21 protein-coding genes and 1 pseudogene are annotated in these 25,971 nt (G+C 48.6%); 14 read left to right on the plus strand and 8 right to left on the minus strand.

Translation table 11 applies throughout. From position 1 onward, the window contains the following. Positions 1-45: 45 nt before the first annotated feature. The 12 genes from ING2E5A_RS07230 (at position 46) to ING2E5A_RS07280 (ending at position 13,277) form a co-directional block, all read left to right on the plus strand. Positions 46-1,350, plus strand: coding sequence for a hypothetical protein (locus ING2E5A_RS07230; protein WP_071136837.1), 1,305 nt, complete (start codon positions 46-48; stop codon positions 1,348-1,350). A gap of 31 nt (positions 1,351-1,381) precedes the next feature. Further along, a complete protein-coding gene (locus ING2E5A_RS07235) occupies positions 1,382-1,837 on the plus strand; it encodes an alanyl-tRNA editing protein (RefSeq protein WP_071136838.1) in 456 nt (151 codons plus the stop codon). A gap of 12 nt (positions 1,838-1,849) precedes the next feature. After that, positions 1,850-2,539 (plus strand): monofunctional biosynthetic peptidoglycan transglycosylase, encoded by a 690-nt coding sequence (gene mtgA, locus ING2E5A_RS07240; RefSeq protein ID WP_071136839.1) that lies wholly within the window; start codon positions 1,850-1,852, stop codon positions 2,537-2,539. A 100-nt stretch (positions 2,540-2,639) separates the two neighbouring features. Beyond that, on the plus strand, positions 2,640-2,990 hold the full coding sequence (locus ING2E5A_RS15020) for a nitrous oxide-stimulated promoter family protein (RefSeq protein ID WP_083373240.1): 351 nt from the start codon (positions 2,640-2,642) through the stop codon (positions 2,988-2,990). After that, positions 2,977-3,855: a LuxR C-terminal-related transcriptional regulator gene (locus ING2E5A_RS07245; RefSeq protein ID WP_071138252.1), complete on the plus strand. Its 879-nt coding sequence runs from the start codon at positions 2,977-2,979 to the stop codon at positions 3,853-3,855. Before ING2E5A_RS15020 ends, ING2E5A_RS07245 begins: the two co-directional genes overlap by 14 nt. 42 nt (positions 3,856-3,897) lie before the next feature. Then, a complete protein-coding gene (locus tag ING2E5A_RS07250; protein WP_071136840.1) occupies positions 3,898-4,644 on the plus strand; it encodes a creatininase family protein in 747 nt (248 codons plus the stop codon). 563 nt (positions 4,645-5,207) lie between these two features. Then, entirely contained in the window at positions 5,208-6,620 is a 1,413-nt protein-coding gene (gene ltrA / locus ING2E5A_RS07255) for a group II intron reverse transcriptase/maturase (RefSeq protein WP_197678527.1), read from the plus strand. Between the two features lie 164 nt (positions 6,621-6,784). Further along, positions 6,785-8,683: a methylmalonyl-CoA mutase small subunit gene (mutA, locus tag ING2E5A_RS07260; RefSeq protein ID WP_071136841.1), complete on the plus strand. Its 1,899-nt coding sequence runs from the start codon at positions 6,785-6,787 to the stop codon at positions 8,681-8,683. 2 nt (positions 8,684-8,685) lie between these two features. Further along, positions 8,686-9,321 (plus strand): UbiA prenyltransferase family protein, encoded by a 636-nt coding sequence (locus ING2E5A_RS07265; RefSeq protein ID WP_071136842.1) that lies wholly within the window; start codon positions 8,686-8,688, stop codon positions 9,319-9,321. Positions 9,322-9,414: 93 nt separating this feature from the next. Then, a complete protein-coding gene (gene scpA / locus ING2E5A_RS07270) occupies positions 9,415-11,565 on the plus strand; it encodes a methylmalonyl-CoA mutase (protein WP_071138253.1) in 2,151 nt (716 codons plus the stop codon). Positions 11,566-11,703: 138 nt separating this feature from the next. Next, positions 11,704-12,768, plus strand: coding sequence for a magnesium/cobalt transporter CorA (gene corA, locus ING2E5A_RS07275; protein ID WP_071136843.1), 1,065 nt, complete (start codon positions 11,704-11,706; stop codon positions 12,766-12,768). 11 nt (positions 12,769-12,779) lie between these two features. Next, positions 12,780-13,277, plus strand: a complete 498-nt coding sequence (locus tag ING2E5A_RS07280) for an O-acetyl-ADP-ribose deacetylase (RefSeq protein WP_071136844.1) — start codon at positions 12,780-12,782, stop codon at positions 13,275-13,277. On the opposite strand, the gene ING2E5A_RS07285 is transcribed toward ING2E5A_RS07280, so the two are convergent. The 6 genes from ING2E5A_RS07285 to ING2E5A_RS07310 all read right to left on the minus strand — a co-directional run bounded on the left by ING2E5A_RS07285 (position 13,264) and on the right by ING2E5A_RS07310 (position 20,675). Further along, complete coding sequence (locus tag ING2E5A_RS07285; RefSeq protein WP_071136845.1) at positions 13,264-13,974, minus strand: LytR/AlgR family response regulator transcription factor; 711 nt, start codon at positions 13,972-13,974, stop codon at positions 13,264-13,266. The genes ING2E5A_RS07280 and ING2E5A_RS07285 overlap by 14 nt on opposite strands. Before the next feature lie 6 nt (positions 13,975-13,980). Continuing rightward, positions 13,981-15,099 (minus strand): sensor histidine kinase, encoded by a 1,119-nt coding sequence (locus ING2E5A_RS07290; RefSeq protein ID WP_071136846.1) that lies wholly within the window; start codon positions 15,097-15,099, stop codon positions 13,981-13,983. Between the two features lie 38 nt (positions 15,100-15,137). After that, positions 15,138-17,942 (minus strand): TonB-dependent receptor, encoded by a 2,805-nt coding sequence (locus ING2E5A_RS07295; RefSeq protein ID WP_071136847.1) that lies wholly within the window; start codon positions 17,940-17,942, stop codon positions 15,138-15,140. A gap of 302 nt (positions 17,943-18,244) precedes the next feature. Further along, the gene (locus ING2E5A_RS15310; protein WP_154670055.1) at positions 18,245-18,442 is read right to left on the minus strand and encodes a hypothetical protein; all 198 of its coding nucleotides are present in this window, start codon (positions 18,440-18,442) and stop codon (positions 18,245-18,247) included. A 95-nt stretch (positions 18,443-18,537) separates the two neighbouring features. Continuing rightward, the gene (locus ING2E5A_RS07305; RefSeq protein WP_071136849.1) at positions 18,538-19,506 is read right to left on the minus strand and encodes an IS110 family RNA-guided transposase; all 969 of its coding nucleotides are present in this window, start codon (positions 19,504-19,506) and stop codon (positions 18,538-18,540) included. A 257-nt stretch (positions 19,507-19,763) separates the two neighbouring features. Continuing rightward, the gene (locus ING2E5A_RS07310; protein WP_143102504.1) at positions 19,764-20,675 is read right to left on the minus strand and encodes a hypothetical protein; all 912 of its coding nucleotides are present in this window, start codon (positions 20,673-20,675) and stop codon (positions 19,764-19,766) included. Between the two features lie 443 nt (positions 20,676-21,118). Here ING2E5A_RS07310 and ING2E5A_RS15895 point away from each other — a divergent pair. After that, positions 21,119-21,382: pseudogene (locus ING2E5A_RS15895) on the plus strand (transposase); the annotation flags it as partial. Positions 21,383-21,988: 606 nt separating this feature from the next. Here ING2E5A_RS15895 and ING2E5A_RS15900 read toward each other — a convergent pair. Next, positions 21,989-23,512 (minus strand): DEAD/DEAH box helicase, encoded by a 1,524-nt coding sequence (locus tag ING2E5A_RS15900; protein WP_394332598.1) that lies wholly within the window; start codon positions 23,510-23,512, stop codon positions 21,989-21,991. Positions 23,513-23,664: 152 nt separating this feature from the next. On the opposite strand from ING2E5A_RS15900, the gene ING2E5A_RS07325 reads away from it, so the two are divergent. Then, positions 23,665-24,879 (plus strand): ISL3 family transposase, encoded by a 1,215-nt coding sequence (locus ING2E5A_RS07325; RefSeq protein WP_071135804.1) that lies wholly within the window; start codon positions 23,665-23,667, stop codon positions 24,877-24,879. Here the strand turns inward: ING2E5A_RS07325 and ING2E5A_RS07330 are convergent. Beyond that, positions 24,872-25,951, minus strand: a complete 1,080-nt coding sequence (locus ING2E5A_RS07330; RefSeq protein WP_154670056.1) for a hypothetical protein — start codon at positions 25,949-25,951, stop codon at positions 24,872-24,874. The two genes, ING2E5A_RS07325 and ING2E5A_RS07330, sit on opposite strands and share 8 nt — an antisense overlap. Positions 25,952-25,971 lie beyond the last annotated feature (20 nt).

The following is a 25,971-nucleotide window of genomic DNA, read 5'->3' on the forward strand; positions in this document are numbered from 1 at the left end:
AAGAGAATCTTTTTTGTATCTTTCGCCATCAGATGACTGAAAGGAATGAAGAGCATTGTCTGTGTGGTTTTGATCTCCCTCTTTATCCCTGTGGCGGCAGGACAAAACCCCGTGATCGACAGGGATAGCATACTGCACTATTTCGGGCAGGTAAGACAGGCTACGCGTGAGAATGTGAGGATATGGGAGAAGGATATTTACGGTCCCATCATGTTGATCGATGAGCATACCCGTACGGTATTTGCAAATGAACCGGACAACGGCAATCAGCTGGTGGAAACGGACGGCTACTATACGGGGGTTCTGCCCAAGACGATCAGTTTTCACAACACCTCACTCGAATGGAACGGAAAAACATGGGCGACTGTTGTTCTGCCGCTCTCTTCCGACAAGCATCCGCGGCTCGATCTCATTACTCATGAGCTGTTTCACTGCGCACAACCATCACTGGGATTCGACATGCGTGTATCGGACAACCATCACCTGGATGAGAAGGATGGCAGGGTGTTGCTCCGGCTCGAGATTGAAGCGCTCAAGAAAGCACTGAAGGCCCGCAGGCTCTATCAGGCAGAGGAGCATTTGAGGAATGCGCTTCTCTTCAGGAGGTACAGGCACCTGGTATACAGCGGTTCGCAAACCTCCGAAAACAGGCTTGAGCTGCTCGAAGGGCTTGCTACCTATACGGGACAGATGATGAGTGGGCGTAGCAAGTTGCAACTGCGGCAGTATCTTATCGAAAGGTTGGAAAATTATGCCAGGATCCCCTCTTTTGTCCGCTCATTCGCCTATGAGACGGTTCCGGTATATGCTTTCTTCCTCTACCAGAAAAATAGCGACTGGAACAAGGGAATCAGTTCCTCAACCGATCTTACAGATCTGTTTGAGGAGGCTTTTGAGTTGGAGATGCGAATCGTCTTACCCTCCTATATCAGTCAGCTTGCCGAAGAGTATCACGGCAGGGAGATCCTCGATCAGGAGGTTTTGAGAGAGGAAAAACAGAGGTTGCGGTTGGAGGAGTTGCGCGAAAAATTCATGGAAAGGGCCCGTCTGGAGATCAAACTGGAAAAGATGAACATGTCGTTCGACCTCACCAATCCGATCGCCCTTGACGTTGATGAAGGGATGGTTTATCCCACACTCCGTATCAGCGACAACTGGGGAATACTGACCGTGAACGGTGGTGGGGCACTGCTCTCTCCCGGCCATATCTGGGTGGTGCTCTCCGAACCGATCGAGATCGGGGAGACCGAAATCATCGGCGAGGGGTGGCATATCGAGTTGAACGAGGGGTATCACCTCGAGAAGAACAGCCAGGGGAATTATTTGATGACAAAGAAAAAGGAGAGGTGATTTTTCTTATCTTTGCATATCAAAACAGGTTATGGAATTTCAACTCAACGAACACAACAAACAGGAGTACCCGCCAATGCATACAGCTGAGCATATTCTCAACCAGACCATGGTGAGGATGTTCGGTTGTGAACGCTCAAAAAATACACATATCGAGCGCAAGAAGAGCAAAGCCGATTATTTGCTCCCCAATCCGCCTACCGATGAAGAGGTAAAGGCCATCGAAGCAAAAGTTAACGAAGTGATTGGCCGTCATCTTCCGGTTTTGGAAGAGTTCATGCCGATGAAAGAGGCGGCTGAAATTGTCGACCTGTCTAAACTGCCTGAAAATGTGTCGGAAACATTGCGCATAGTGAGGGTGGGCGACTACGATGTCTGTGCCTGTATCGGTTCACACGTAGAGAATACGTCGGAAATCGGTCATTTTGAGATTATCAGCCACGATTTTGCCGACGGAAGGTGGCGGGTAAGGTTCAAATTGAGGTAGTGAAGTAGCATCATGAGAAAGATATCCCGGTTTATTGGTAAGATTGTGCTCTATTTTGTTCTGTGGAGCATTGCGTCGGTATTGGGATACCGGTTTCTTCCAGTCCATTTCACCCCGTTGATGGGTATAAGGGTGATGGAACAGCTCGTTGATGGTGAAAAGCCGAAGGTAAGCCACAGGTGGGTCCCTTACTCGCAGATCTCCGACAACATGAAGCGTGCGGTGCTTGCTTCGGAGGATCAGCGTTTCTTCAATCACAACGGTTTTGACATGGTTGAGATTAAAAAGGCACTCAAGGAGAACAAGACCCGTAAGCGTCCCCGTGGAGCAAGCACCATCAGCCAGCAGACGGCCAAAAATCTCTTCCTCTGGCCCAGGTCGTCTTGGCTGAGAAAGGGGTTGGAGGCCTATTTCACCGTTCTGATCGAGCTCTTCTGGTCGAAAGAACGGATCTTGACGGTTTATCTGAACTGTATTGAGACAGGTGACGGCATCTATGGCGTTGAGGCGGTAGCCCGGGAACATTTCGATACGACAGCCGACAAGCTTACGGCTTCACAGTCGGCCCTGATCGCCGCAACGCTGCCCAATCCGTTGAAATACAGCTCAAAAAATCCATCCTCATATATGAAGCGGCGGCAATCGCAGATACTTAAACAGATGCGGACCGTGAAGTTGCCTCCTGTCGCGGAAAAAGGGTGAGTGGACTTTTTTTCAATTCTGGTTCTCCCGATTTTGAGAAGAGGAATAAAAAGGTTACTTTTACGGCACTGTAAAAAAACCGTGACTTCTTTTACTTGGTATGAACGAAAGCGAAAAAAAAGTGGTGAGCAGAATGATCGCTATCTATTGCAGGGCGAATCACAATCAGGCTTCGCAGTTGTGCGAAGAGTGCATCAACCTTAGAGATTATGCGAGCAGGCGGCTTGAGAACTGTCCTTTCGGCGAAGATAAACCTACTTGCGCTGCATGTTCCATCCACTGTTACAAGAATGAGATGCGGTTGAAAATTAAAGAGGTCATGCGGTTTTCAGGCCCAAGGATGATATACCATAATCCCATTGATGCAATCATCCATTTTTTCAAAAAACTGAGGCGGAATCAACCCCGATCGGTTGCTGAAGGAACTTCCCGTAGAAATGGCAGACATTAACAAGAACGTGATTCTATCTGACCTGCTGACCGAGCACAGCGAGCTGATTCCGGTCGTGAACAGGTTCGGCATCAAGCTTGGGGTGGGAGAGAAGACAATCGAGAAAATCTGCCAGGAGAATGAGTTGAATCCCGACTTCATACTGGCTATCCTGAATGTCTACATGGACGAGAGCTACGATCCGGGAAAGGATCTGGATAAATTTGATGTCTCCCTCATTGTGGACTACCTCAAACGTACCGTCGAGAATTACCTGCAGGCATCCGTACCTAACCTGGAGAAGCACTTCACCCCTTTTGTCGCGATGAATAACGGGGAGAATGAAGAGTTGAAGCTGCTGCACAAGATATTCTACCAGTTCAAGTCGGAACTTGCCGACCACCTTCAACAGGGTCTCGATCAGCCGGGCGACTACCCGAACGAGTTGCTGCATGACCTGAAGAACATCATAATCAGGCATATTTCCGGAAACTATAACCAGAACCTGGCTTATGCAGTGATCTTTTCCATTACTGCCCTCGAGAGGGAGCTGCATATTCATAACCGGTTACTGGAAAAAGTGCTGCGTCCCAAACTGAGAGAGCTCGATTCGGGTCATATCGAACACCTGAGCCACACATTTTCAGATGATTCCAAGTCGCCGGCCGGAGACAGGCAGTTGACTAACCGGGAGATCGAGGTGCTGAAACTTATCGTTCAGGGACGGTTAAACAAGGAGATTGCGGAAAAACTGAACATCAGCCTGAATACCGTTCTTTCACACCGGAAAAACATCATGGCAAAAACCGGTATCAAGACTGTTTCAGGGTTGACCTTCTACTCCATATCGAATGGACTGGTCTCGCCAGGCGACGAGATTATCTAGCCGTTTTATTGATTGAGATGAACAATAAATCAACAAGTGATTATGAATGCAATTGATATCAGCTCCGCCAACTGGAAAGATGTAAAAGAGACGCGATACGATGCGGTGATACTGCCCTGGGGCGCATGTGAGCCGCACAATTACCACCTGCCCTACCTTACCGACTGTTTTTTGTCGCACCATATCGCCCTGGAGAGCGCATCGCTTGCCTATGAAAGATCGGGTGTGCTTTGCGCTGTCCTGCCACCGGTCTATTTTGGATCACAAAACCCGGGACAGTGGGATCTGCCGCTCTGTATCCACACGAACAGTGAAACACAGAAAGCGATCCTGAGTGATGTGGTGGAGTCGTTACAGGTTCAGGGGTTCTCAAAACTGGTTATTCTGAACGGACACGGTGGCAACACCTTCAAGCCATATATCCGTGATCTGGCAAAACGACAGCCCGGTTTTACCATCATTGCGGTGGACTGGTGGACGATCGTGCCTACTGGCGACTACTTTGAGGAGAGGGTCGATGAGCACGGTGGAGAACAGGAGACCTCGGTGTTGCTCCATTACCGACCAGATCTGGTGAAGCTGGAACAGGCTGGCGATGGTAAGCCTGCGCCACTTCCGATGGAGTCGATCAACCAGAAAGTGGGATGGATGCCCCGTCACTGGCAACAGGTTACCAGCGATACTGGAATCGGTAATCCCAAAAAATCGACAGCAGAAAAGGGTAAAAGATATTCCCGAGCCGTCGTGGAAAAGATAGCCGGCCTGTTGTCGGAGTTGAAAACGTTCTGAGCCAAGAACACTGCTTCCGAAACCTTCAGCCATTTAGCCCCCCTGCAGCAGCCTGAAAGGGGCTCGATCTCCCGTTGACATCTTATAAAACAAATGGGTAAAACGCTTTTTTAACTAAGCAAAAAAGCGTAATTTGTATGTCGGGCATGGTATTAAGCTGACAGGATGCAAGTTCCTGTATGTGCCGAGTTGATAGGAAACATTAGCGACTGGCAAGGGTGTTGCGGGTAACTGCAAATCTGAAAGAAGCCATCAGCAAATCTGAAGTTCTGACGCACAGAAACCTGATATAAGGCTCACAAGAGAGGGCAACCGAGCAATGGATTGGGAACGCCCAAAATTCAACCGTAACTCAAGTGGAGTAAATCAGGCAGAACGCAGAGAAAGTTTAATATCTTATCCCGAGAGATCTTGTAGGATGCACCAACAGTGCAGGACGGGCAGTGATGCAAGTTCATGTCTTACAAGAAGTCAGCAGAGGACATAGTATTCCGGAGCAGGAACAGCACGGAAGAAGGTCTGAATCTTTTAATTTAAGGAGCAGTCAGTTCAAAATTTGTTTTATGGCGCAACAGCAAGCAAAAACTTACCAGTACGATCTGTTTTCTGAAACGGGTCAGGAGGTTGATCGCCCTTATGACAAGAGTGAAGCCGTACGTGGAGCTCAGTCAGCAAAGGCGTTGCAAGTAAAAGAAGCAGGCGAACAGGGACGAGCCTTAGCCCCGGATTTAATGGGAGCGATATTGTGTCACAGCAATATCAAACAAGCCTACAAACAGGTAAGGCAGAACAAAGGAGTAGCGGGAATCGATCAAATGGCGGTAGGAGGATTTGCCGTATGGTACGCAGGAGATGGAAAAAGTCTACTGGACAAACTATACAACGGCACTTACCAACCCCAAGGGGTCAAGCAGGTCGAAATACCCAAGCCGGGCGGAGGTAAACGCAAACTGGGTATCCCCACGGTAACCGACAGGATCATCCAGCAGGCGATAGCACAGGTACTAAGTCCAATTTACGAGCAGAAATTTTCCGAAAACAGCTACGGATTTCGTCCCAACCGGAGCGCCCATCAAGCGTTAAAGAAAGGGAGCGAATATGTGGAGGAAGGAAGAAATATCGTTGTAGACATGGACTTGAAAACGTTCTTCGATGTCGTCAATCATGACCGGTTAATGTATCGGCTGTCAGAGACCATTGGCGATAAAACGCTATTGAGACTGATACGCAAATACCTTCAAAGTGGAATACTGGTTGATGGCGTTGTAAGTCAACGTACCGAAGGCACCCCCCAGGGGAGCCCCCTGTCCCCACTCTTATCCAACATAGTTTTAGACGAACTGGACAAGGAGTTAGAACGCAGGGGACACAAATTTGTTCGATATGCGGACGATTGCAACATCTACGTACGCAGCCAAACGGCAGGCGAGAGAGTAATGGAATCGATAACAGGCTTTATTGAAAGCAAACTGAAACTACTTGTCAACAAAGACAAAAGTCAGGTTTGCGAGGTAAATCAAACCAAATTCTTAGGCTACACCATCCAAAAGGATGGGAACCTGACCATAGCAGAGAAGAGCATTGAACGCTTCAAGGAGAAAGTACGCAGTATAACCAAGCGAAACAGGGGAGTGAAGTTCGAACAAGTAATTGCAGAACTCGTACCCGTGATGCGCGGTTGGCTTAACTACTTTCGCTACGCCCGATGTAAAAGAGTATTAAAGAATCTTGATTCATGGATACGCAGGAAACTTCGGTGCTATAGATTAAAGCAGTGCAAGAGGGTCATTACCTTGCAACGTTTTCTTGAAAGACAGGGCGTTGAAAGCTGGCAAAGCTGGATATTAGCCCTCTCCGGTAAAGGACACTGGCGCAAGTCAGGATGCCCACAAGCCCACCAGGCTCTCAACAACAAATGGTTTGATGCAGCAGGTCTTTACAACCTCACATTAAATTACGACAGGTTAAACAATTAAAAGAAACCGCCGTGTGCGAAAGCATGCACGGTGGTGTGAGAGGGCGGGGGAGTAATCCCCCTACCTACTCGATTGCGAACTTGTTGACGATAAGAATTTAAGCGATATCAACAGTTGAAAAATCTGAAATTTGGAAAAACCAATATATTTAATATGAATAAATTATGAGTAATCAGAAAGAAAAACTTTTTACAGATTTCCCTCCGGTTTCCACCGAAGAGTGGATGGAAGTCATTACCAAAGACCTGAAAGGGGCTGACTTCCAAAAAAAACTGGTGTGGAAAACAAACGAAGGTTTTAATGTGAATCCTTTCTACAGGGCAGAAAATATCGAAGGACTCGCACAGGTCACAAACCTGCCGGGACAATTCCCTTATGTACGAAGCACGAGAAAGGAGAATGTCTGGTATGTACGTCAGGATATCGACGTGAAAGACTATGCCGAGGCCAACAAGAAAGCACTGATGCTGTTGGAAAAGGGGGTTACGTCGCTTGGTTTCCATCTTCCGAAGAATAACCTTTCGGCAGAAAACCTCGCACTCCTTCTCAACGGTATTGCTCCAGAAAAGGTGGAGTTGAATTTCAGGACCTGCATCTCCAAAACCGACGAACTGGCACGGCTGGTAGTAGCCTACCTTACATCACAAAACCTCGATCTCCTTAATTGTTACGGCTCCATCGAATATGATCCTTTCAGGAAGATACTGAAGAAGGGGGTGGATGTGCCCAACTGGATTGACGATGCTGTTGAAATGGTTAAAATCACGGCTCCGCTTCCCCGTTACAGAAGTCTCTCCGTAACAGGTAACCTGCTGAACGATGCCGGTGCATACAGTTATCAGGAGCTGGGTTTCAGCCTCTCCTACGGAAATCAGCTGTTGGGTGCGCTTATCGAAAAGGGAGTTGCCCCGTCGCTGGCTGCAAAGAAAATTAAATTTGAGTTTGGCGTAGGCTCAAACTATTTCATGGAGATTGCCAAGTTCCGTGCTGCACGGTGGTTATGGGCCGAGATCGTGAATGCATACAATCCACCATGCCCTCCCCATATCACATGCGACAATACAGCGGAAGACGGTACTTGCCGCTGCGCTGCCAAAATGAATATTCATGCCTCTACATCGCGCTTTAACCAGTCGCTTTACGACCCGTATGTCAACATGCTCCGTACACAGACCGAAGCTATGTCTGCCACTATCGGTGCAGTAGATTCGCTCACGGTACGTCCTTTCGACGAAGCATTCGAGACACCTACCGAGTTTGCGGAACGGATTGCCGTAAACCAGCAGCTGTTGCTGAAAGAGGAGGCCCATTTCGATAAGGTGACCGATCCGGCTTCGGGTTCATATTACATCGAGACGCTGACGGTTTCACTCGCCGAACAGGCCTGGAAACTCTTCCTGGAGACAGAGGAGAAAGGGTTCTATGAAGCCCTCAAGGCCGGTTTTGTGCAGGATGCCGTTGCAGCTTCGTCGCAAGCCCGTTTCAATGCAGTTGCCAACAGAAAAGAGATACTGCTGGGCACCAACCAGTATCCAAACTTTACGGAAACCATGGCTGAGAAGATTACTGATCCAAAAGATCACTCATGCGGTTGTGGCAGCGTAGATAAAACCGAACTCAAACCATTGGTGATAAGGAGATTGTCGGAGCAGTTCGATGCGCTCAGACTGGCTACCGAAAAAAGTGGCAAGACTCCTAAGGTCTTTATGCTCACTATCGGAAACCTGGCGATGCGTCTGGCCCGTTCTCAATTCTCGAGCAACTTCTTCGCGTGTGCCGGATACCGGATTATCGACAACAACGGTTTCCCGACTGTGGAGGAGGGTGTTGCCGCTGCCCGTAATGCCGGTGCCGATGTGGTTGTACTCTGTTCGAGCGATGATGAGTATGTGGAGTATGCTCCCAAGGCTTTCGATCTGCTGAAAGGAGGAAAAGAGATCTTTGTCGTTGCAGGGGCTCCCGCTTGTATGGATGAGTTGAAAGCTCATGGAATTGAACATTTCATTCACGTTCGCAGCAACGTATATGAGACGTTGAAGGCGTTCAACGGGAAACTTCTATAGCCATGTCCACACTCAGACACCGGTTGACAGTTAATTCCCCCTGGCTCTGGTCCATCTCCGGATCAACAGTGCTGGTGGTCTTCTCTTACCTGTTTTATCTCTATAGAACCGGTGTTGTTGCCGAATTGTACTGTTCCAATGGCATGGTTGCCATAATCGGCGCGCTTTCGCTTTATGCTGCCGGTTGCATGTTGTACCAAAAGTTCAGGCATGTCGGTCTGAGTGGAGTGTTGCTATTTCTCTGCTATGGATTGTCTATCGGATGGGGCGTTGTTTATGTCATGACAGGTCGGCTCGTCTGGCCGGTATTGCTGGTAGGTGCCCCTTCGGGGTTGTTGTTGGCTGCCCTTCTTCATGCATCCGATACCGCATATGTGGTTCAGGATGAGGGCGCACAACTTCACTATCAGACAATGTTGCTGGCAGCCTATCTTCTGGTAGCTATTGCCGTGACGTTGCATCTTTTGCACCCGCTGGTTTTCCTGGTGTTGGTTGCCTTTCCATCGGCCATAACAAGCATCCGGCTGATGAAAGCTTCTACCGAAGGTGACCCGTCACTGGTTGCCCGCACTGCAAAACTGGTGTTGATGTTCAATCTCCTGCTCTCAGCGGCAAATTTCATCTCACCGTTTCTATAGACGATTCAGTACGCTTATATTTAACGCAAAGAAAAATTAAACCTGTAAGTCTTGACTCCAGATTCGGAAGTCCTGACTCAAAACAAACAAAATATGAAACCAGATTTCAAAAGTATCGATATTAAATCTGCCGGCTTCGAAGCGACAAATGTTGCCGAGTGGGCCGAAAAGAATGAGATAAAAGCCGACTGGCTTACGCCGGAGCAGATTCCGGTGAAACCTGTATATACGAAGGAAGACCTTGAAGGAATGGAACATCTGGGATATGCAGCCGGTGTGCCCCCTTTCCTGAGAGGACCCTACTCAACCATGTATGTAATGCGTCCGTGGACCATCCGCCAGTATGCCGGATTTTCCACTGCCGAAGAGTCAAATGCCTTCTATCGCCGTAACCTGGCTTCTGGCCAGAAGGGATTGTCGGTGGCATTCGACCTGCCCACGCACCGCGGATACGATGCCGATAACGAGCGTGTGGTTGGTGATGTTGGAAAGGCAGGGGTTTCGATCTGCTCGGTTGAGGACATGAAAGTGCTCTTCGACGGTATTCCCCTCAACAAGATGTCTGTCTCCATGACCATGAACGGAGCCGTATTGCCAATCATGGCCTTCTATATCGTGGCTGCCCAGGAGCAGGGTGCCAAGCTTGAGGAGATGGCAGGAACCATTCAGAACGACATCCTGAAGGAGTTCATGGTGCGGAATACCTACATCTATCCACCCGAATTCTCAATGAAGATCATTGCCGACATCTTTGAGTTCACCTCGCAGAAGATGCCGAAGTTCAACTCCATCTCCATTTCTGGATACCACATGCAGGAGGCGGGAGCCACTGCCGATATCGAACTGGCCTATACCCTGGCCGACGGTATCGAATATCTGCGGGCCGGAATCAATGCCGGTATCGATATCGATGCTTTTGCTCCCCGTTTGTCCTTCTTCTGGGCCATCGGCATGAATCACTTCATGGAGATTGCCAAGATGCGGGCGGCGCGACTGCTTTGGGCTAAGATCGTAAAAAGCATGGGGGCAAAGAATCCGAAGTCGATGGCACTCAGAACCCACTCGCAGACGTCGGGCTGGTCGTTAACCGAACAGGATCCGTTCAACAATGTGGGACGTACCTGTATTGAAGCGATGGCTGCTGCGCTGGGTCATACGCAGTCGTTGCACACCAACGCACTGGATGAAGCCATTGCCTTGCCGACCGACTTCTCTGCACGTATTGCGCGCAATACGCAGATCTACATTCAGGAAGAGACGCAAATCACCAGACATGTAGATCCATGGGCCGGTTCCTATTACGTGGAATCGCTTACGCAGGAGCTGGTGGACAAAGCCTGGAATCTTATTCAGGAGATTGAAAAACTGGGCGGAATGGCAAAAGCCATCGAGACGGGAGTTCCGAAGATGCGTATCGAAGAGGCTGCTGCACGTACACAGGCCCGCATCGATTCAGGAATTCAGAAGATCATCGGTGTAAATGTCTGCCGTCTCGAAAAAGAAGATCCTATTGATATTCTTGAAGTGGATAACACCGAGGTTCGCAAGCAGCAGATTGCCCGCCTGGAGCAACTCAAGGCTAACCGCGACAATGAGGCGGTACGCAAGGCGCTTGATGCCATCACCAGATGTGTGGAGACAAAAGAGGGAAATCTGTTGGAACTGTCGATCGAAGCAGCCCGGGTTCGCGCCACGCTTGGCGAAATTTCCGATGCCTGCGAAAAAGTTGTAGGACGTTATAATGCAGTAATCAGAACAATTTCAGGAGTGTATTCATCAGAATCTAAATCGGATGCCACGCTCGAGGAAGCGCGTGCAATGACCGAAAAGTTTGCTAAGAAAGAGGGCCGTCAGCCGAGAATCATGATTGCGAAGATGGGACAGGACGGACACGATCGTGGTGCCAAGGTGGTGGCCACGGGGTATGCCGATTGTGGTTTCGACGTGGATATGGGGCCGCTGTTCCAGACACCGGCCGAGGCTGCCCGTCAGGCAGTGGAGAACGACGTTCACGTATTGGGTGTGTCGTCGCTGGCTGCCGGTCACAAGACCCTGATTCCCCAGGTTATTGAGGAGCTGGCCAAATTGGGCCGTCCCGACATTGTTGTAATCGCCGGGGGTGTAATACCGGCCCAGGATTACGATTTCCTCTACAAAGCGGGAGTTGCCGCCATTTTCGGACCGGGTTCCCCCGTTGCGAAATCGGCCATCCTGATTGTAAAGATCCTGTTGGGCGAGGAGTAATACGATTCGCTTAAAACCTCTTCTTTCTGTTGCGGGTTACGAAATATTTCGTAGCCCGCGACTGTTTCAGAGAAATGGTTATCTTTGCCGTGGGCCTGAAGCCCGAATAATCTTTAAAACCGGAAGTGGGCATTTACTATGGCTTACATTACACACAAAAAGAGAGAAGATATCGGTCTCTCCCCGTATGAATTGAAGTTCAGGGGGAAGAGAAAGGCGGAAGCTGTCCGTATCCGGGTTATCGATTTCGACCTGGAGTCGGTGCGCGAAACCGAGGTGAAAGAGACGGAGGAGCTGAGGCGATATCTCAACTCCGACTCCATCACCTGGATAAACGTTGACGGGCTGCATAACAGTCAACTCATCCGTGATCTGTCGGAAATCTTTGCCATCCCCGGCGACATTCTCTCCGACGTGATGGATCCGTCGTCCCGTCCCCAGGTGGAGGTATTCAACAATGGATTCTTCGTCTCAATGAAAATGATGAGAGTCAGCGAGAATAAGAGGACGGTGTCGGTAAATAACCTGAGCCTTGTCGTGATGAACAGGCTGCTTATCTCTTTTCAGGAGGAGAAAGGCGACCTGTTTGATCCTGTCAGGGAGAGGATCCGCAATCATAAAACAAAGATCCGCATTTCCGGATCAGATTATCTGGCATTTACCCTGATGGATGTAGTTATCGATAATTATATCTACATCTTGGATGCATATGGCGAAAAAGTGGAATCCCTGGAAGAGAGGCTGATATTGGAAACCAACAGGGAGATGCTTCGGATCATTGACAAGTTCAGGCGTGAACTCAGTAATCTGCGTGTGGATATAAAACCGGCAAAAGAGATGGTGATGGGACTGGTGAAGCTCGATACCGACTTTATCCAGGAGGAGAACAGGAGGCATTACAAGGAGCTGCTGGACAATATCAATCAGGCGGTGGATCTGCTGGACTACTATCGCGAGGTTCTCTATGACGACCTGAACATCTACCACTCATCGATGAGTACAAAGTTAAACGATACCATGACCCTGCTCACCATCTTCTCGGTCATTTTTATCCCGCTCACCTTTATTGTGGGTGTTTACGGGATGAACTTCGATAACCTTCCCGAACTGCATTGGCATTACGGTTATTTCATTGTCTGGGGAATAATGGTGCTCATTGTGGTGGTGATGATCGTCTATTTCAGGAGAAAAAGATGGTTTTAAGGTGACAAGATATGAAGATCAGTTGGATAAAAGCCGATATTACACGGCTTGATACAGATGCAATTGTAAATGCTGCAAACAATTCGCTATTGGGCGGAGGCGGTGTTGACGGAGCCATTCACCGGGCGGCAGGTCCCGCATTGCTCGAGGAGTGCCGGAAACTGAACGGTTGCGAGACCGGTAAAGCCAAAATAACGCGGGGATACCGGTTGCCGGCAAAGTATGTCATCCATACGGTGGGTCCGGTCTGGTACGGTGGAAACCGGAACGAGGAGAGTCTGTTGAGGGATTGTTATCTCAATTCGCTCAGACTTGCCGAGGAGCGCGGTTTAAAAACGGTAGCCTTTCCCAACATCAGCACAGGAGTATATCGGTTTCCAAAAGAGCGGGCGGCCGAAATTGCGGTGGATGCAGTGAAACATTTTCCGGCCGTATCGGTGGAAGAGGTGATCTTTGTCTGTTTTGACGAAGAGAATTGTGCCATCTACGAACGGATCATCTCCCGTTGATCTCCTCCATGAATGATTTGCGGTAGGTCTCCCCGATGGGAATCTCGTGCTTGCCGATGATGATTCGGTTTTTCTCCACCCGGTCGATCTTGTTGCGGTGTACGATGAACGACCGGTGCACGCGTATGAAACGGGATTGAGGCAGTTCGTCCTCCATCGATTTCATGCTCATCAACGTCAGGATCGGTCTCTGATCCTTGTTGGTATAAATCTTTACATAATCCTTCAGTCCCTCAATCAACAGGATCTCATCGAAGAGGACATGCACCAGCTTGTAGTCCGAGCGGACGAAGATTCCGGTAACTCCGGCTTCGCCTTTTTCAACTGAAGCCGCTTTTATTTCAAACCACTCCAGCGCCCTTTTCGAGGCACTTAGAAATTCGGTGTAGGAGAAAGGTTTCAACAGGTAATCCAGGGCGTTTACCCTATATCCGTCCAGGGCATACTCGCTGAATGCGGTTGTGAAAATGATCCGCGTATCCTTGTCGATAAAACGGGCAAACTCCATGCCGCTCACTTCGGGCATCTGGATATCGAGAAAGATCACATCTACGCGTTCGCCGCTCATGTTGTTCATCGCCTGTATGGCACTGGAGAACTTGCCGGTCAACTTTAAGAACGGAGTCTTCTGCACGTAGGAGTCGAGCAGTTCAAGCGCCAGCGGTTCATCATCGACTATCCAGCAAGTCAGTTTCATCGTTATTTATTTCTCTTTAGACTTCTCACCGTTGTCGGGGATCGCAGCCCGGCCTCCCTCTTTTGTGTCGATGATCAAGGTGGTGGAATAGGTGTCGTCGGTTATTTCGGAATTCCATTTATACCTTCCCGGGTATGCCATCTCCAGCCTTTTTTTGACCAGTTCCAGTCCGATCCCGCTTCCGCTCTTGTCTGCTACCGATTTTGGATAGTAGCTGTTTCGGGAGACAAATTCAACTTTCCCGTCAGGAGTCTCAGACAGCGAGATGTCGATGAAGGAAGGTTTATTGCCGCTGATCCCATGCTTAAATGCATTTTCAATCAAAGATATAAAAATTAATGGAGCTATGGGCGTATCGCTTGCCGTTTTTATGGAGAGCCGGGTATTCAGTTTTACGTTATCGGCCAATCTGATCCGCATCAGGTCGACATAATTCCGGATAAAATCTACCTCCTGACGTAATGGTACAAGCGTCTTGTCGTTATCGTAGAGAATGTGGCGAAGCAGTTTGCTCAAGTCGAGTATCGCCTGCTGCGCCTTGGACGGGTTGAACACTACCAGGGCATAGATGTTGTTGAGGGTGTTCAGCAGAAAGTGGGGACTGATCTGATTTTTCATGTTTTGCAGTTCAGCTTCCGATTTTGCCTTTTCCAGCTCCTTCCGTTCGCTCTCGACTTCAAACCAGCGGAATGTCATTTTCAGGGCAACGCTTAACCCCATCATGGTTGCCAGTGTGGTGAGGTTCCTGATAACGAAAAGCCATGGCGAAGGCCTGAAACGGCGGCTTCCGCGACGCATGGCACGTACGGGATCGATCAGCCTCAGCAGATCGTTCCCAAAATGCATAAGTACTGCAGCTCCTATAATCAATAGCAGATTGTAAATGATGAATTCCCTGGTTTTTCCCTTGAACAGAAACTGTTTTATCAGCAGGAAATAGTTGACATAGAAGACCAGCAATAATCCCAATGTGTCGGGAGTGGAGCGGATAAAGAGATCCCACCTGAAAATCCTTACCCGGTCGATAAAAAAGTAGGGGGCCACCACAATCATGCTCCACAACAAGATATGTACGAGAACTACGGCATACGTGTTGGTTGAATTATTCCTGATCCGATCTTCCATCTCTTTCGGTTTTTATGTTAGAATGAATTGTTTTCTCATCATTCAGAGGGACCTCGGCCACGACCGGAACCGGGGCCGAAACCTCTGCCCTGAGGATTTCCTGGTCCGCGCATCGGCATCATGTCTTCCTGCGTTGCACCATTTTTAAAGATATTGAAACGGTAGACAAAATGTACCATGAAATATGTCGTCAACGTGTTGGTGGTCGTGTCACGAATATAGTTGGAGGTGACCGATCTGCTGATATTGCTGCGCTGCTGCAGGATATCGTATATCTTGAGGCGGATGGTGCCGTTCTTCTGACTGAAGAGCTGTTTCTGGATGGAGGCGTTCCACAACCATTCATCCTGCGTAAAACCATCGGAGTAACCGGAATTGGTGCTGTAGTTGATGTCGCTCTCGATGGAGATATCCCAGGGGAGATAGAGGGTGGTATTGGCATTTCCACCATAATTGAGATATTCCTGGTCGCGTTGCCCCTCCAGGCTGTTCTTCACCTTATTGTGGTTGATATTGCCACGGATTCCGAAGTCGATCAGGTCCGACCGGTAGTTCAATCCGAGCGTTTCGCCCAAATTGAGCCTGCGGCTCAGGTTTTTCTCCAGGTTTGAGAATCCGTTTGCATGGTTGTAGCTGGCAAACGTCATGGAGAAGATCGAGAATCGGATATTCTTCAGCGGCACATTCAACATCATACGGCCGTTGGCGTTCCAGTTGCCTGCAACATTCTCGTAGGTAGTCTCCCTGCGTCCGGTTTCCCTGTCCGTAAAGGTGGATGAAACGATATCGTTGGTCAGGTATCGGAAATCACCGAAGAAACCCATTGAACTGTTCTTCTCGGGAATAAAGTTCTGGTAGCGCAGGTTGAGCCTGTGCGTGAAAGAGGGCTTCAGATCGGGATTACCGTATGTTATGTTAAGCGGATTTGAAACATCTACAACCGGTGAGAGTTGCGTAACCGAAGGCTGTTCGGTATTGCCGAAATAGCGGAGCCTCAAGTTGTGCTGGCGCGACCATCTATAGTTAAACTGTGCGGTGGGGGCGTAATTGACCACGTCGCGAGTGATATCGCTGATCATGTTTTCACCCACAAAGGTCTTGCTCTGTGAGCTTGACGGCTGAATGGAGAACCCTACCGTATAGTCGTACTGTTGGCGGACCGACTGGAAATTGAGCTCGATCTCCTGATTGGTGAAGTTATTCTCCAGCCGCTTGCTGTACTGTTCGTCCAATATGGTGTAGTTTCCTGCCTCATCCTTTTTGCGGGTATCCTTGTCCGACTCCGATATGTTTTGCCGGTACTGGTAGGCAAACTGGATGGCGTAATTGTTACCCAGCGGTTCAACATAGGAGAGATAGGTCTGCCAGTTTCTGGAATCGCTGGTATTGACAAACCGCTGATCGATCAGGCTATCTTGCTGGGTAATGTTGTAGAATGTACTGGAGAGGTTTGTACCCCTGTTTTCCGAATCGGAGATTCCTCCCCGCAATTGTACACTCACTGTACGGCCAGGCTTGCCAAGTGTGCGGCTCACATCCAGGCGGGCGGCGAGATTCTTTCCATCTCCTTCGGAATGATACCTTGAGTCCCCGTAATTGATGGAATCCTCCATGTTCTCGGTGGTCGTCAGAAAGTCGCTAAGCTCCGTTCTACGATTGTTGTAGACCGATCCCTCCGGATTGAAAATGATCTTCGTCAGCGTGTCTGGCGTCCACTCCAGCCTCATGTCCATATTGAAATTCTGGCTGTAGTTGTTGTTCGAGTTGCTCTCATCCTCGATGGTGTTCCCGCTGCTGAGGATGTTCTGGGTATGTGTCTTCGAGATCGTATTGTTGTCTGTACTTCCATAACGGAGATTTCCTCCAAGTTTCAGTTTTTGGGTGAACTGCTGACTGAAGTTGAAACCTGCATTTCCCGACGTGGTGATACCGCTTTGACCGCCAAAGAACATTCTTCTTCCGCCACCGCCGCCACCGAACATCGAGGAGGCCAGATCTGAAAAACCGGCGTTGTTGGTGTTGTTAAATCCGCCGATGGCTGTATACTGGTTTTTATCTTTCATGTAGTTGACCATCGCATTGCCTTCGTACCGCTCTTTTGTACCGTACCCAAGGAAAGCGTTCCCGAACAGACCCTCTTTCATTCCGGGTCTCACCATCAGGTTGATGATCGTCTCTTCCTCACCATCGTCAAAGCCGGTCATTCGCGCCATATCGGTTTTCCGGTCGAGCACCTGCAGTTTCTCAACCATCTTGGCGGGGAGGTTTTTCGATGCCACTTTCGGATCGGTGCTGAAGAACTCCTCACCATCCACCATGATCTTCTTGATCTCCCTTCCGTTCACGGTAATCTTACCATCGGAATCAACTTCAACCCCCGGCATCTTTTTCAGCAGCTCTTCCAGAACAGCACTTTCGGTCACCTTATACGAATCGGCATTATATTCTACCGTATCTCCCTTTACAACTATCTCGGCAGCTTTGGCTGTGACCACTGCCGCGTCAAGCAGGATGTTGTCCGTTGCAAGTTCAACGGTGCCTAAGTTGGCCGTCCGGTTTGCATTGTTTACAGTTACATTGCGGAACAAGTCGTGGTGCCCCACGTAGGTGATCTGTACAATATAGCTTCCAAAGGGGACCGAAATGGCGAAATCGCCCTCCAGGCCACTGGCTACTCCGTTGACATAGAGACTGTCTTTCTGTTGTAAAATGCGAATATTAGCCTGTGGAACAGGTTCCTTTGTATCCTGTTCGACAATTTTTCCAGTAATTCTTCCGTTGTTTTGAGCGAAAATATTGAAACCGATAAGCAGTAAACCGATAAAAAAAACAGATCTTTTCATATATAAATTGTTCGATATATAAATATCTATTAATTAATGATTTAATTCATTTTAAAAATTATATTTCTTCGTTTTGACAAAACAAAAGACAGCACTCATCTTTTGGACAAATGCACCGGTTATCGGAAAGACAAACAGGTAAGAAGGGTTTAAAATTTCATATGCGTGCTCTTGGGCAACAACCTTGGGTGCTTACCTGTTGAGGTCAGTTTCATATTCGACTTGGACGCTTTGTCGCGCCGTGCGCCAGTAAAAATCGACCTTTGGCTCTTGTTTCCCGTTTATGTCAGGGTTGGAGACTTTCAACTTCCGGCAGGACTGACGGGATTATGCGGGACAAGCTCGACGCAATATCCCATCTTTTCCAGCTCTGCCTTCAGATACCTTTTGCGCCTTGCTTCCACCCGGCTGTTCAAATAATCGGCTCCCAGTTCATCGTAAGGGACCTCGTCTTTCAAGACATGATACACCGATTTGAGGATGGAGTGGGCCACGGCCACAATGGCCCTTTTCTTGCCGCGTCGGGCTGCCAGGCGATGGTACCGGGCGTGGTAGAACGTGCCTTTTGTCCGCGACGCCGCCCATGCCGATTGGCTCAGGATGGATTTGGCCTGCTTGTTCCCGTGGGTGGTGCGTCCGTTTTTTTTTTACCGGCACTCTCGTTGTTACCCGGTGAAACGCCCACCCAACTGCTTAGATGATTCTCATTGGGGAAGACATCCATATCCAGCCCGATCTCGGCGATAAGATCCTCCACGCTCTTGCGGTTCAATCCCGGGATCTCCCGCAGGCGTTCCAGGGCATTCTCATAAGGGGCAAGGGCATGTTTGATCTTTTCATCCAAATCCCGTATGAGAGACTCCAGGTGGTGGTTGTCCCCCCGGATAGTGCCCAGCAGGTAGATGTGGTGGTCGGTGATGTAACCGTTACAGGCTTCAAAAAGCTCCTCTTTGGTGGCTTCTATCTTTTTGTGGTATACCTCTTCAATATCGCCCATGGTAACTTCTTTCCCCTGACACAACTTGTCGATCAGTCTGGTTGCCGTTACTCCCGAGGTATCGCTTAACACGCTCGAAAGTTTCACATTGCAGTCTTCCAGGATGCGGATGATACGGTTCTTGTTCGAGGAGATATCCTGTACCAGTTTGCTCCGGTAACGCGTCAAATCCCGTAACTCCCGTTGTTCACGAGGGGGAATATAACTGGGTTTTAGCAAGCCGGCAAGCAATAACTTGCACAGCCACCTGCTGTCCTGCTTGTCCGTCTTATGCCCCGGGACGTTCTTCACGTGGCGGGCATTGACTATCCAGACCGTCAATCCCGAGGGCTCGAGGACATGATAGACAGGCTTCCAGTAGACTCCCGTACTCTCCATTACAACGTGGGTTACCCTGTTTTCCAATAACCAGTCTTTCAATTCTGTCAAAGAGCGCGTCACGGTCCCGAATTCACGGGTTTCCGTATTAAGTCCTTCGCCACTTATGGTGGCCACTAACATCTTCTTGTGGACGTCAATCCCGCATCCCCGGGAGACGACCTGGTTGAATGACACTTGTGATTCCATAAATTATTCCGTTCAATGAGTACGGCAAATGTACGGAAATCTTCCATTTTCATTCCCTTGGATGTTTTAAATTCTCAACATGGATGTTTCATATATAAATTGCAATAATACTGTTTTGGTTAGCAGGCATTGAAACAGTTGCCCCCTATACAAAAGTGCAACAAAAATACGCTGATGCACCCTTGTTAACAAAAGAAATAGACAAACGTTTAGATTCAATCGACGAAATGTAACAAACAGGGGATAAAATGGGGTGGTTATTTCCCTGGGCGGAACTTAAGTTCCAGCTTCGGTTGCGGACGCATCTTGCCGGAAAAGATATCGCGCACCCAGATCAATCCGGCCTCTGCACCCATTGTTGGTTGAAACCAGTATTCAACTGTGCCGCCATAATGTGTATTGTCCATCATCGGCATCAAGTTGCGGGAGGGGAGGTTGCTCTTCTGAGAAACCGGAAATCCGCCATAGGCATTCAAGAACCAGTCGTCGGTCAATCTGTATCGGCCGTGTAAATCGATCTGGACGGCCGATTGGTCCAGATTGAACGGATTGTTGGCTGTCTGCATGTACGATAGACTGCTTTCCAGCATCAGGTTCCTGCCTGCCATGTATTGCAGGTCTGCGGAGAGACTCCAGAAAGGAATGAGGTTGAAGTTTGAATTGTACATCCCCGATATTCCTGCGTTCAGGTTGGAGGAAAGCAGATAGTTCACGCCGCCATTCAGGATGTAGTAGTTGGCCTTCCCGAAAAAGGGTGTCTCCACCAATCCCAGTGTTGCTGCCGAATAGAGGCTTATTCTGGGAGCCGGGGTGTAGGTTGCCACTGCCGTCCGTGATTTGCTGTTGATATCGTCAGATCCGGTACCGTGGAACTGGATGTTCGATCGCTGCGTGCGGGGTGTCAGATATGGGGCGATCGAGAAGTCGCTGAAGCGGTTGTATTGCAGTCCCCCTTTTCCCAATACCGGATGTATGGTGGGAATAGTGACAGAAACTCCACTGGTGACTGCAGAATCGGTCGTCGAGACGTGCGATTCTCGTGACGGGAGCTTTATACTGTCTTTCCGTATCAGGTTCTCTTGTGCCTTTACCGGAAGAGTCAACAGTCCGCTTAGGAAAAGCAAGAGTAGGGTCAACTTCGGGTTCATCGTCCACGCTTTTTTTTTCAAAAGTAGCGATTTTTTCTGAACAGGCGACTGATAATTGATAAAGACAACATAAGAAAAGTTAAATAGATAGGGGATGTTGCGATCTGACGGGATAAGGGAGGATGGCAAATATCCGGCAAATATGAATATCTTTGCAAAAATTTAAAAACGAGTCCGCTCCGAAAAGTCGGAGGGATAATTTTAGTTTATAATTTTTTCTGTTCATAACCTTTTATTCACCGGGTGATTTTCACCCTGAAAAATCTCCTTGAAATATTCGCGTATGTAATTATTATTCAATATCTTATCGGTGTATTTAAACTCGTTACAACATGTTTAAGAAATCAGATTCCCATAGTCAATTAGACCTGTTTTCATCGCCAACGGAGTACTTCAGGGGCTCCAAGAAGAAGGAATACCTGAAAGATGGCTCCTGGCATAACCTGTTTCGCAAAGAGGTCGTGATGCGCGTTGACGAGAATATATTCAGCGTGCTCTATTCCGAGGGTAACGGCGCGCCCAACGCTTCGATACGCGTACTGGTCGGGATGATGATCCTGAAGGAGGGCCAGGGATGGAGCGACAGGCAGCTGTTTTCCGAATGCGGGTACAACCTTTTGACTCGAAGCGCGCTGGGACTCATGTCCCTCGAGGACGCCGAGCCGGTCCCGTCCACCTATTACCTTTTCCGCCGTAACCTGGTTGAACACGAGAAGGAACACGGCGTGGACCTGTTCAAGGAGTGCCAGTCGCGAATCACCCGCGACCAGGCCCTCGAGTTCAACGTGGAAGGCAAGCGGGTGCGCATGGACAGCAAGCTGGTCGGCAGCAACATCGCCTGGTACTCCCGGTACGAGTTGATCCACGAGACCCTTCGCCTGTTCATCGCTGAAAGAGAGGAGCATATCTTCAAAAGAAGCCTTTCCAAAGAGATGTTCTCCCTTATCGAGAGCATCCGGGGCGAAACGGGAAACAAGGTGGTCTACCGCAGCACGAAGGAGGAGGTGGACGCCCGTTTCTTGGAGTTGGGCAAACTAATGTACCTGTTTATCAACCTCTTCAAGAAGCATGACTATGGACAGTACGGGACCCTTAAAGCGGTCTTCGAGCAGCAATACACCGTCAGCCGGGAAAAGGTCGTCCTCCCGCTCGAGAAGGAAAAGGTGAGCGCCAAGTCCATCCAGTCGCCCCACGACACCGACTGCCACTACCGCGACAAGGACGGCAACAAGGTCAAGGGGTACTCGGTGAACATCACCGAGACATGCGATCAGGAACGTGACGGTCAAGAGGCGGCGTTGAACCTGATCACCGACACGCGGGTAAAGGAGGTTTCAGCCCCGGACAACGGTTTCTTTCAGCAAGCCCTGGAACAGACACGGGAAGTAATAACCGGCGAGATCGAGAAGGTGCATGCCGACGGGGCTTACAACAGTGCCGAGAACCGGGAGTACTGCCAAAGCGATGAAAGCGGCATCGACAATTTGGTCAAGCTTGGCAGCCCCTCCCTGGTAATCGACGATCGACAGGGCAGGATGGTTCGCGAGTTGCCGCAATCGGGTGAGCCCGGTCAACACGACCGCGGCAAGCCCCCGTTCGTCTTCCCCTGTTCGTTCCAGCAGCGCCTTACGAATCTTGCTCTTCTCTTCGATGTAAACCATCTCTTGCTCTTCATCCATTTCACAGTACACGCTCTCTTGTATCAACGGGGGAAGCTCCGGTGCCACCTCCTCTTTGGTACGACGAAGAATAAAGGGGTCGATGATTTTCAGTAGCTTTTGTTGTTCCGTATCGTTATTGATCACGTCTGCCTCTCGATACCGCGCCTTGAACTCGCTATGTTTACCCAGTATACCTTCGTTTAAGAAATCCATCTGGGACCATAAGTCGGAAAGAGAATTCTCCACGGGGGTTCCGGTCAACGCGAGTTTATAGGTTGAACGCAACTGCTTCACGCGACTAAAAATTTGGGATGCTTGATTTTTAATATACTGGCTTTCATCCAGGATCAGGTAATGGAACGGGTAGTGACTCAAGAAATCGATATCTTGCCGGACAATGCCGTACGTTGTCAAGATGATTTGAACCCCTTCTGTCGCTTTCTCAAAGTCGTTGGAACGAAGGCGTTGTGCTCCCGTGTGGACATAGAGTTCAAAGCGGGGAGCGAATTTCTGAAACTCGTTGATCCAATTATGAATCAACGAAGTAGGCATCACGATAAGCGTGGGAGGCAGCTCATTATTTACAAGGGCCGTTAACTGTCCATCGCCCGCTTGCTCTTCCACCAAATCGTCGAAAAGCGAAAGTTGACGCGGGTCCCTCTTTTTTTGGCCCTTCCGCGTAAGGGACGTGCCCATAGCAGGCAGATCAGTTCGGGAGGGCTCCCCCGCGCGTGACAACGACTCCTCCCCCTCGCGAAACCCGGAATAGGTATGCAACAGCAGCGCGATGGTTTGCAAGGTCTTTCCCAATCCCATATCGTCGGCAAGGCACCCTCCGAACCCGTTTTGCTGTAAGTAGGCTAACCAGCGGAAACCATCTACCTGATAAGGCCTTAGTGTAGCATTCAAAATAGCCGGAATCGCGGGCTCTTCATGGGTTACCCTCTCATCTCTCTCGAACTTTTTTTCGGAGAAAGAACCGTTTACCGCCAGTTGTTTTACCCGAAAATGATAGCTTTGGAGACGGATGGCCTTCCTCGAAATTTCACCGTACCGGAACATGTCCCCAAACCGTGAGAACCACACCGAAGGGAGAACGGCCACCCGGCCATCGGGGAGTACGTACTCTCTTATGTGCTGCAACACGTGCTCCCGGAAATTAATAAAGGGAATCTCCACATCCCCAAAACGAACCATGCAGTTGATATCAAACCAGTCAAATCCTTCGTCAACATCAAGTTGCACGTTTATTTCACCCGTGTAATATAGCTGTTTACATGATGCCTGTTTCAAATCAAGGTTCTATATGATATTGTATGGGTAAATTAAAATTGAATTAACTTTGTGGAATGAATTCAATAGCACTTTTCACTTTAGCATTAGGTTTGGAAAAACCGTGGATCATTACCAAAATAGATATTGATCCAAGCATATCACAGTTGGATATCCACATAGACTTTGAGCGAGGCTCAAAGTTTTTAATGCCCGACGGAGCTTATTATACAGCTTATGACAGTAGCGATCATACATGGCAACATCTGAATTTTTTCCAGTATCGCTGCTATTTGCATGCGCGCATACCCCGGGTAAAACAATCTGACGGCAAGACGGAGGTTCAAAGTGTACCTTGGGCACGAAAAGGAAGTGGTTTCACTTTATTGTTTGAAGCGTTCTCTATGTTGCTGATAGAGAAAGAAATGCCTGTAAGCAGCGTTGCTTCCACGTTAAAGGTTTACGCACAACGTATCTGGGGAATTTTCAATTATTGGGTAGAACGTGCACATAAAAAAGATATCCCTGAAAACTTAACTCAAATCGGTTTTGATGAAACTTCACAGAAGAAGGGGCATAACTACATCACACATTTGGTCGATTTGAACGAACGGCGTGTACTTTACGCCTGTCAGGGCAAAGGTTCTGATTGTATCGAAGAGAGCGTAAAGTATTTAGAAAGCAAACATGTAGATACCACTCAAATCGAAGATGTTTGTATAGATATGTCACCCTCTTTTATCGCGGGTTGCACAGCGTATCTTCCAGAGAGTCAAATAACATTTGATAAGTTTCACGTGGTAAAAGAGGTCAATAAGGCGATGGATGAACTCCGTAAATTAGAACGAACAGGAAATGAGCTGCTGAAAGGACATAAGTATACTTTTCTGAAAAAGAAATTGAGCGACAAACTACAAACAGAGAAGGATATACTACTCGAGATGTATCCAAAGCTAGGGCAGGGATATTGGCTTAAAGAAATGTTTGAGGACTTTTGGCAGATAAAGGACACGGAAGAAGCAGAAAGCTATTTGGCCTTTTGGTGTGACTTTGCCATGGAATCTAAAATACAACCTTTTATCCGATTGGTAAATACCATTAAAGCCCACTGGAGAGGCATTGTGAGATATATAAAGAGTAAAATCTCAAATGGCATACTCGAAGGAATAAACTCAAAAATTCAATTGGCTAAAAAAAGAGCAAGGGGTTATAGAAACTCCCGGAATTTTATTAACATGATTTACTTTACCTGTGGCAAACTCAAATTTGACTACCCACAGTATTTCATATAGAACCCAAATCAAAGCTTTTCAACAATTCACCGTGTTGATTGATCCACTCGATCAACGCGATCGAGTCCGGTTCTTGTTCTCTTTCGCTGCCGGACACGATAAACTGCCTCGTCCGGGATAACGACAATCCCCCTTCGGTCAGCAGTCGGACTTGTTCTCTCTCCCACGCTTCGTTCCGGTAAAACCAGCCAATTCTGAATTCACCGCCCTCTTCCAGCACCTCAACCTCTTTCTTGTAAGGTTTGTCGATAGCGAAACGGCGTTCTCCGTAGTGAAAATACAGGGTGAGGACCGGGCGTAAATCAAAATCCGGTTCGAGCATTAACACGGCGACCGGACGGTGTTTTTGTTCGAAAACAGGAATTCCCTCGCTCTTAACCGTGTAGTTTTTCATACACTGCACCACGAAACCACGTATATACTCGGGCACGCTACGCGGGGGAACTTCAATATTTTTTTTCTTGAAAAAGGGCCTGAGTTTTTTTTCATCGATATCCACGAAATGGTGCAGTTGCTTGCCGATAACCGCTACAGCCGGATTAGACACGAGCGGTGCAAAAAACCGGTCGTGAAGGTTCACGCTGGAGGCTCCATTCTGAACTTCCACATGGTATGTGAATGTCTCCTTATTTCGAAAATGAAAAACCATCGTTGACGGTTCCCTCAAGACTTCTAATTTTTGGTTTGTCCTGAAATCACGAATTCTGGTTTTTTCTCGTGAAAAAAGCGGCGTTCCGGTCGCCTGCATAATTTCAATCAGTCTCCCTTGCTTTTTCTCGATAAATGGCCGGATATAGGTTTCAATGGTAGACGCGGTAACCTTTCTCAGGAATTCAACCTCGTTATCCTCGTTCGAGTAAGCTCTCATTAAATTTTTACCGGAATAACGCTCGGCCAGTTTCACGATCTCTTGTTCTTCTTCTGTCAACGTTTGAAATGTGGGAGAATCGGCACGAGCCATTTCGGTAATGGAGTATACCTCCGTTTCCGGGCAAAACGAAGCAAAGAGTGGCTGTAGCATATAACCAAAAGAGGGATGCTGAACAAGAGAGATAACGAGTGAATCGCGCATGCCGTGAATTTAACGTTTGT

The organism is Petrimonas mucosa, from assembly GCF_900095795.1.
Classification (GTDB): Bacteria; Bacteroidota; Bacteroidia; order Bacteroidales; family Dysgonomonadaceae; genus Petrimonas; species Petrimonas mucosa.

What these genes read in the sequence shown, in the direction of transcription:
- ING2E5A_RS07230 (WP_071136837.1), top strand. Translation starts at nt 46, where the DNA reads ATGAAGAGCATTGTCTGTGTGGTTTTGATCTCCCTCTTTATCCCTGTG.
- ING2E5A_RS07235 (WP_071136838.1), top strand. Translation starts at nt 1,382, where the DNA reads ATGGAATTTCAACTCAACGAACACAACAAACAGGAGTACCCGCCAATG.
- mtgA (WP_071136839.1), top strand. Translation starts at nt 1,850, where the DNA reads ATGAGAAAGATATCCCGGTTTATTGGTAAGATTGTGCTCTATTTTGTT.
- ING2E5A_RS15020 (WP_083373240.1), top strand. Translation starts at nt 2,640, where the DNA reads ATGAACGAAAGCGAAAAAAAAGTGGTGAGCAGAATGATCGCTATCTAT.
- ING2E5A_RS07245 (WP_071138252.1), top strand. Translation starts at nt 2,977, where the DNA reads ATGGCAGACATTAACAAGAACGTGATTCTATCTGACCTGCTGACCGAG.
- ING2E5A_RS07250 (WP_071136840.1), top strand. Translation starts at nt 3,898, where the DNA reads ATGAATGCAATTGATATCAGCTCCGCCAACTGGAAAGATGTAAAAGAG.
- ltrA (WP_197678527.1), top strand. Translation starts at nt 5,208, where the DNA reads ATGGCGCAACAGCAAGCAAAAACTTACCAGTACGATCTGTTTTCTGAA.
- mutA (WP_071136841.1), top strand. Translation starts at nt 6,785, where the DNA reads ATGAGTAATCAGAAAGAAAAACTTTTTACAGATTTCCCTCCGGTTTCC.
- ING2E5A_RS07265 (WP_071136842.1), top strand. Translation starts at nt 8,686, where the DNA reads ATGTCCACACTCAGACACCGGTTGACAGTTAATTCCCCCTGGCTCTGG.
- scpA (WP_071138253.1), top strand. Translation starts at nt 9,415, where the DNA reads ATGAAACCAGATTTCAAAAGTATCGATATTAAATCTGCCGGCTTCGAA.
- corA (WP_071136843.1), top strand. Translation starts at nt 11,704, where the DNA reads ATGGCTTACATTACACACAAAAAGAGAGAAGATATCGGTCTCTCCCCG.
- ING2E5A_RS07280 (WP_071136844.1), top strand. Translation starts at nt 12,780, where the DNA reads ATGAAGATCAGTTGGATAAAAGCCGATATTACACGGCTTGATACAGAT.
- ING2E5A_RS07285 (WP_071136845.1), bottom strand. Translation starts at nt 13,974, where the DNA reads ATGAAACTGACTTGCTGGATAGTCGATGATGAACCGCTGGCGCTTGAA.
- ING2E5A_RS07290 (WP_071136846.1), bottom strand. Translation starts at nt 15,099, where the DNA reads ATGGAAGATCGGATCAGGAATAATTCAACCAACACGTATGCCGTAGTT.
- ING2E5A_RS07295 (WP_071136847.1), bottom strand. Translation starts at nt 17,942, where the DNA reads ATGAAAAGATCTGTTTTTTTTATCGGTTTACTGCTTATCGGTTTCAAT.
- ING2E5A_RS07305 (WP_071136849.1), bottom strand. Translation starts at nt 19,506, where the DNA reads ATGGAATCACAAGTGTCATTCAACCAGGTCGTCTCCCGGGGATGCGGG.
- ING2E5A_RS15900 (WP_394332598.1), bottom strand. Translation starts at nt 23,512, where the DNA reads ATGGTTCGTTTTGGGGATGTGGAGATTCCCTTTATTAATTTCCGGGAG.
- ING2E5A_RS07325 (WP_071135804.1), top strand. Translation starts at nt 23,665, where the DNA reads ATGAATTCAATAGCACTTTTCACTTTAGCATTAGGTTTGGAAAAACCG.
- ING2E5A_RS07330 (WP_154670056.1), bottom strand. Translation starts at nt 25,951, where the DNA reads ATGCGCGATTCACTCGTTATCTCTCTTGTTCAGCATCCCTCTTTTGGT.